Below are 6,721 nucleotides of genomic sequence, written 5' to 3'. Positions count from 1 at the left end.
GCCCTCACTCCCCTTTTCTCTCTTTTTGGGGGTACTAATAACGTATTTGCTGAAAATATTGAGCCTACAGTTATGGGACTGGCGGTGGGTTTTTTTCTGGAAAATTATTCTTTGCGGGAAAAAGTGGTGAAAAAAAGCAAAATACTGAGGGCCAGATCCAAGGAAGCGGGGAAAGAGGAGTTAGCTCTTGTTGATGTGGTAGTGGTAGAAAAAGCTTCAGTAGGAGCAAGAGCGGTGTGGGAGCCAGAGTTAGTTCGTTTGATAGTGGTAACCCAGAGCAGCCCTTTAAAAATTGGCTTGAGTTCGGTAGTGGGAAGATTGATTAGCATTAGCCCGGAAGAAGAAAGAGGAGCAGTGGTGGAGTTAGGAGAGGGAGGGGAAATGGTTAAGGCTCCGATAGCTCCTGGTTTAGTGGAAGAGATAAAAATCCGGAGATGGGAATTTTTACCTCTGGGAGCTTCTATTTCTCTCCCGTGCCAGAGAGGAGTTCTAGCTTTAGACGGGGAACGGGAGATAATTTTGCGAGAAGGGGAGAACTGGGAGATTCGGCTGGAAGATACCGGGCCCCGGAGGGTGGACGTGGAGAAATTAATGAGCCTGGTGCAAGAAAGGAGCGTCATAAATGGCTAAAAAGGTAATCATGCCCAAATTAGGTTTAACCATGGAAGAAGGAATTATCAATAAATGGTTAGTAAAAGAAGGAGATCGGGTAAATAAGGGAGATGTCCTCTTTGAAGTGGCTACTGACAAAGTTAATATGGAAGTAGAATCTCCCACTGAAGGGGTGGTTCTAAAAATTCTTTATCCTGAAGGGGCTACTGTTCCTATCACCGAAGCGGTAGCTTATATAGGGAAAGAAGGGGAGGAGATTCCCGAAGAAGAGGAAAAACCGGAAGAGAAAATAGAAGCGGTGAAGATGGAAGAAGAAAAAGTAGAAGAAAAACGAGAAGAAGCTCCTCTTCCTTCGGAGACTGAAAGAATTAGAGTCTCTCCTGTGGCTCGTCGCTTAGCCGAGGAGCACGGAATCGACCTTTCTCAAATACAGGGTAGCGGCCCGGGAGGAAGAATTGTAAGAGAAGATGTGGAGAAAGCTATAGAGGAAAAAGAAAAAGAGAGAAAATTGATAGTAGAAGAAGTAAAAGCTCCGAGAGAAAAAGAGCGTATACCTCTTTCTCGAATGAGAAAAATCATAGCCCAGCGCCTGACCGAGAGTTATCAAAGCACTCCTCACTTTTTCCTTCATCAGGAAATATGTGCTGACGAGCTGGTAAAGATGAGAGAAAAAATTCTTCCTCTGGTGGAAAAAGAGACTGGTTTGCGAGTTTCTTATACCGATATTCTGGTGAAAATGGTGGCTAAAGCGGTGGAGAAATTTCCTCTCTTCCGTGCTCATCTTGCAGGAGAAGAAATAGAGATAAGCCCGGAAGTAAATATCGGAGTGGCAGTAGCACTGGAAGAAGGGTTGATAGTTCCGGTGGTGAAGAATGCTAACGAGAAGGGGATATCCCAGATTACTCAAGAAATTAACGCTCTGGCGCAAAAGGCGAGATCTAACCAGTTAACTCCGGAGGAAGTTTCCGGAGGAGTGTTCACTGTTTCTAACTTGGGAATGTGGGGGGTGGATTCTTTCACCGCCATCATCAATCCCCCCGAAGCAGCTATTTTAGCCTGTGGGGCAATCCGTAAAAAACCTTTTTTCAACGGAAAAGAGATTGTTCCTGCTTACTTGTGGGAGTTGAGCCTCTCTTGTGACCATCGTTTGATTGATGGAGCGCTGGCTGCTCAGTTTCTGCAATTTTTAAAGAATCTTCTTGAGGAACCTTTTACTCTTATTATCTGAGGAGGGATGAAGATGGAATATTTTTTGGGAATAGATGTGGGAACTACAGGATGTAAAGTGGTTTTGGTGAACGAAAAAGGGGAGTTGATATCTAAAGCGGTGGCAGAATATCCCCTCTATACTCCTTACCCCAACTGGGCAGAACAAGACCCTGCTGACTGGTGGCAGGGAACTGTACAGGCGGTAAAGGAAGCTTTACAGATGGCAGAAATTGACCCTCTTCTGGTACAAGGAGTGGGACTTACCGGACAGATGCACGGTTCAGTGTTTCTGGATGAAAAAGGAGAAGTTTTACGCCCGGCAATTCTGTGGTGTGATCAGCGCACTGCCCGGGAATGTGAAGAAATTACTCAGATAGTGGGGGAAGAGAAGTTAATGAGTATCAATTGCAACCCTGTTCTTCCTGGCTTTACTGCTCCCAAGATTTTGTGGTTAAAAAACAATGAACCTCATCTATATGAAAAAGTAGCTAAAGTTCTTCTCCCCAAAGACTATATCCGCTTCCTTTTAACTGGAGATTTTGCTACTGATGTTTCTGATGCTTCGGGAACTTCTCTTTTCGATGTGCCTCGTCGTAAGTGGTCAGAAGAATTAATGTCCCTTCTGGAATTTCCTCCTTCCTGGTTTCCTCCTTCTTTTGAATCTCCAGAAGTTACCGGATACCTGAAAAAAGAAGTAGCGGAGATGTGGGGGATGGGAGACAAGGTTTTAGTGGTGGCAGGGGGAGGGGATAACGCTGCCGGGGCAATAGGCACGGGTATTGTGAAGCCGGGACTGGTTTCTGCGAGCCTGGGAACTTCGGGGGTGGTTTTTGCCTTCAGCGATGAGGTGAAAGTGGATAAAAAAGGAAGAGTGCACACTTTCTGCCACGCGGTTCCCGGTAAATGGCATGTTATGGGAGTGATGCTTTCTGCAGGCGGGTCGCTGCGCTGGTTTAGGGATAGACTGGGTATGGAAGAAAAAAATCTGGCATCTCTTTTAGAAAAAGATAGCTACGATATTTTAACTGCTGAGGCAGAAAAAGCTCTTCCTGGGGCGGAAGGCTTGATTTTTCTCCCCTATCTCACCGGAGAGCGCACTCCTCATGCTGACCCTTATGCTCGAGGGGTGTTCTTTGGACTTACTCTGAAACACCGCAAAAATGAGATGGTAAGAGCAGTGATGGAAGGAGTTACTTTTGGTATGCGTGACTCTTTTGAAATCATGAGGGAGATGAATATTCCCATTCAGGAAGTCAGAGCTATTGGGGGAGGAGCGCGCAGTGCTCTGTGGAGAAAAATCCAGGCTTCTATTTATGAAGTTCCTCTCTGGGGGGTAAAAATTGATGAAGGACCAGCTTTTGGCGCTGCTCTTCTGGGGGCGGTGGGAAGAGGAGTATTTTCTTCGGTGGAGGAGGCTTCAGAGAAAGCGGTAAAAGTGACCGAGCAGGTTCTTCCTTCTCCGGAATTGGTGGACTATTACAACAAGGCTTATCGTTTATATCGCGACCTTTATCCTGCTTTGCGAGATTTTTATCCCCGGTTGCAAGAGCTATAGAGGGAGGGATGATGAGTGGATAAAAAAGCGGTTTGCCTGGGAGAGCTCTTAATCGACTTTGTTTCTACAGTGAGCGGGGTTACCTTAAAAGATGCTCCTGGTTTTGAGAAAGCTCCCGGAGGTGCACCGGCCAACGTAGCGGTGGGCTTGGCTAAACTGGGAATCGATACTCATTTTATCGGAAAAGTGGGGAGGGACGCCTTCGGGGAATTTCTGAGGGAAGTGCTGGAGAAAAATGGAGTGAACACCCGTTTTCTCTTTTCTACCGAGAAAGCTAAAACTACTCTGGCATTTGTTTCTCTTACCCAGGAAGGAGAAAGGGACTTCGTTTTTTACCGGGACCCGGGGGCAGATATGCTATTGGACCAGCGAGAAATAGGAGAGGAGTGCTTTCAAGGTAAGGGAGTTTTTCATTTTGGCTCTATTACTATGACTCATGAACCGGCTTACAGTGCGACTATGCGAGCTATTTCCTTGGCTAAAAAATATGGTTATCTTTTATCTTTTGATCCTAATCTTCGTCCCGCTCTGTGGAGAGATTTAGAAGAAGCTCGTTTCCGGATGCGCCAGGCTTTAAAATCGGTAGATATTTTGAAAGTCAACGAAGAAGAAGCGCGATTTTTAGCCGGAACTTCAGATTTGGAGCAAGCGCTAAAATTTCTTTCCCAGAACTTCTCCTTAGCTCTCATTGCTCTTACTCTGGGGAAAAGAGGCTGCTTAATTGTGCACGGGGATAATAGGTTAGAAATGGAAGGATTTTCTGTTGCTACTGTGGACACCACCGGCGCCGGTGATGGTTTTGTGGCTGGCCTTTTGAGTTCCCTTTATATGTTCTGGGAAGATTTGAGGGAGAGAAAAGAGATTCCCGAAAGCGCTATTGCTCATGCTGCTCGTCGAGCTAATGCTGTGGGAGCGCTGACCACTACCAAAAAGGGAGCAATTCCCGCTCTACCTACCAGTGAGGAGGTGGAAATCTTCTTAAAGGAGCATCCTCTATGATTTTTGTTCTTTGTGCCAATCCCGCTTTAGACCGCTTACTTATTATGGAAGAGCTGAGCTTGAACGAGGTAAATCGAGCTTCTCAAGTAACAGAGACTGTAGGAGGAAAAGGAATTAATGTAGCCCGAGCGATAAAGCAAAAAGGAGGGAATCCTCGTCTTCTCATTTTTGAAGGGGGAAGTACCGGGGAAAAGATTAAAAAAGGTTTAGAAAAAGAAAATTTTTTATTTACCAGCTGGCCTTCAGATGAAACTAGAATCACCACTATTATTCACGAAGAAAAGACCAAAAGACACACAGTAATTAATGAACCCGGACCTCTGGTTTCTATTTCTACCACTTTAGCCTGTCTTCACTTTTTAGAAAATAATCTCCGAAAGGGAGATTATCTGGTACTGTCTGGGTCTCTACCCCGGGGAGTAAGATTAGATTTTTATGCCCTTTTGATTCAAATTTCTAAAAGAAAAGGAGCCTTTTCGGTTCTGGATACCTCAGGAGAGCCTTTGCGTCGAGCGCTACCTGCTGCTCCTTTTATGATAAAGCCCAATGTGAGGGAAGCACAAGAAGCTCTGGGTTTTTCTATTTCTTCCTGGGAAGATAAAATAAAGGCAGTGAAAATTTTCCAGAATCAAGGGGTAGAATTGGTGATTCTCTCAGACGGGAAAAGGGGGGTAGTAGCTACCTACCGGGGAGAAATATGGAAAGTAGGGATGAAGAAGGAAGTAGAAGGAGGAGGTTATTCTATTGGTTCAGGTGATACTTTAGTAGGAGTTGTGGTAGAATATTTGGAGAAAGGAAAAAGTATAGAAGAATCTCTTGCTGCGGGGGTGAGTTGTGGTTTAGCTAATACTTTTTATCCTGGAGGGGGGATTTTCGATGAGGAAAAAGCTGAAGAGTTGGAAAAAGATATTTTGATAGAACGAATAAAGGATTAGGAGGCGGCAGGCGATGAATATAGTGGTGCAAGGAAGGAACATGGAAATTAGTGAAGTAATGAGAAATTATGTTACTAAAAAACTCTCTAAGTTGGAACGCTTCTTTGACCGCCTTATGGATGCTACGGTCAATTTTACCCTGGAGCGAGGAAGGGTTAAGGTAGAATCTACTCTCACCGCAAGCGGTGTAGTAATTCGGGCAGAAGCAGTAGGTCCAGATTGGCGCTCGGCTCTGGATGAGGTTATGGATAAATTAGAGCGACAGGTAAAGAAATATAAAGAGCGTCTGGGAAGAAGAGGAGTGTTGAAAAAAGAGACTATGGCCGAGTTTGGAGAGGTAGAAAAAGAGGAAGCTCTGCCTTTAGTTGATAAGATAGCCAGAGTTAAGGAGTTTGTTCTTCGTCCTATGAGTATAGAAGACGCTATTTTACAAATGGAGCTTTTAGGGCATACCTTTTTTATTTTTAAAGACCTGGATAAAGATAAAGTCCAGGTAATTTATAAAAGAGATGACGGTAGCTATGGTTTAATCGATCCCATTTATTGAGATAAAGGGGTGTGATTAAGGTAGGGGATTGGAAAACAATAGAAGAGGCTATAAGAAGTATCGAGGGAGTTATAAATGTAAAAGTGGTGGGAGACGAGGAGATTAAAGAGATTCATGTTCTCTCAAAACCTTCTAAATCTCCCAAACTTTTAGCCCGGGATATAGAGACCTTGCTCCAGGCTCGCTTTAGCCTGGATATTGACCATAAGAAAATTAGTATTGTTGCTTTTGATTTAGAAGAAGAAAAAAAAGAGAGCTGGTTGCGTCCTGTGCTTTGGGGATTGAGCTGGAAGAAAAATCCTCAGACTTTCCAGGTGGAAGTGGAGATAAAAATAGCTGATAAGCTCTACCAGGGGATAGCTACAGGAAGCGCTTCTAATCCTCGTAATTACTATTCTTTAGTTGCTCAAGCTACCCTGGAATGCCTGAATCAAGGAATGGGCAATATTATGTTTGTTCCCCGGGGGGTTTTGGTTCAGCATTTGGGAGACCTGGAGGTAGCTTTAGCTTTTGTGGATTGTGATATTCCCCGGAGAGAAGAAATCCTGGTGGGAGCAACTATAGTAAAAGAAGATGTTTATCAGGCAGTAGCACGAGCCACTTTAGATGCGGTGAATAGAAAGTTGATTTTCTATGTAGATTGGGAAGGAGAAGAGGGCGGGTTACCCTTGAATAATAAATAGCGGAGCGGAATATTCCGTCTCTAATTAGCGGAAGGAGGCGAGACCAGAGAAGAGGAGGGTTTTCTCCATGGCAAAACTGGTTAACATCCTTCTGGGTTTACTGGCTATTGTTTTAGCTAGTGGGGCTTTTCTTAGCTGGCGGCCTTGAAAATTAAGTAGGGGGGGGACCCGCCCAAAAGAA

General features: G+C 44.6%; 6 protein-coding genes and 1 pseudogene. All 7 read left to right on the top strand.

Annotated features, from left to right (window positions below; genetic code table 11):
• Nucleotides 1–630: pseudogene (locus GXZ17_RS08245) on the top strand (hypothetical protein); the annotation flags it as partial.
• Nucleotides 623–1,840 (top strand): dihydrolipoamide acetyltransferase family protein, encoded by a 1,218-nt coding sequence (locus GXZ17_RS08240; RefSeq protein ID WP_409376811.1) that lies wholly within the window; start codon nt 623–625, stop codon nt 1,838–1,840. The pseudogene GXZ17_RS08245 and the gene GXZ17_RS08240, both read left to right, overlap by 8 nt.
• A 12-nt stretch (nt 1,841–1,852) precedes the next feature.
• On the top strand, nt 1,853–3,376 hold the full coding sequence (xylB, locus tag GXZ17_RS08235; RefSeq protein ID WP_409376810.1) for a xylulokinase: 1,524 nt from the start codon (nt 1,853–1,855) through the stop codon (nt 3,374–3,376).
• 15 nt (nt 3,377–3,391) lie between these two features.
• Complete coding sequence (locus GXZ17_RS08230; RefSeq protein ID WP_409376809.1) at nt 3,392–4,375, top strand: carbohydrate kinase family protein; 984 nt, start codon at nt 3,392–3,394, stop codon at nt 4,373–4,375.
• Nucleotides 4,372–5,310 (top strand): 1-phosphofructokinase family hexose kinase, encoded by a 939-nt coding sequence (locus GXZ17_RS08225; RefSeq protein WP_409376808.1) that lies wholly within the window; start codon nt 4,372–4,374, stop codon nt 5,308–5,310. The genes GXZ17_RS08230 and GXZ17_RS08225 overlap by 4 nt, the downstream gene beginning before the upstream one ends.
• A 13-nt stretch (nt 5,311–5,323) precedes the next feature.
• The gene (gene hpf, locus GXZ17_RS08220) at nt 5,324–5,857 is read left to right on the top strand and encodes a ribosome hibernation-promoting factor, HPF/YfiA family (protein WP_409376807.1); all 534 of its coding nucleotides are present in this window, start codon (nt 5,324–5,326) and stop codon (nt 5,855–5,857) included.
• Between the two features lie 11 nt (nt 5,858–5,868).
• Entirely contained in the window at nt 5,869–6,540 is a 672-nt protein-coding gene (locus GXZ17_RS08215) for a hypothetical protein (RefSeq protein WP_409376806.1), read from the top strand.
• Nucleotides 6,541–6,721 lie beyond the last annotated feature (181 nt).

The organism is Candidatus Sordicultor fermentans, assembly GCF_012728195.1.
GTDB classification, from domain to species: Bacteria; Atribacterota; Atribacteria; order Atribacterales; family Caldatribacteriaceae; genus Sordicultor; species Sordicultor fermentans.
The sequence above is the reverse complement of the archived record's forward strand: the minus strand, read 5'-3'. Positions and strand labels throughout refer to the sequence as shown.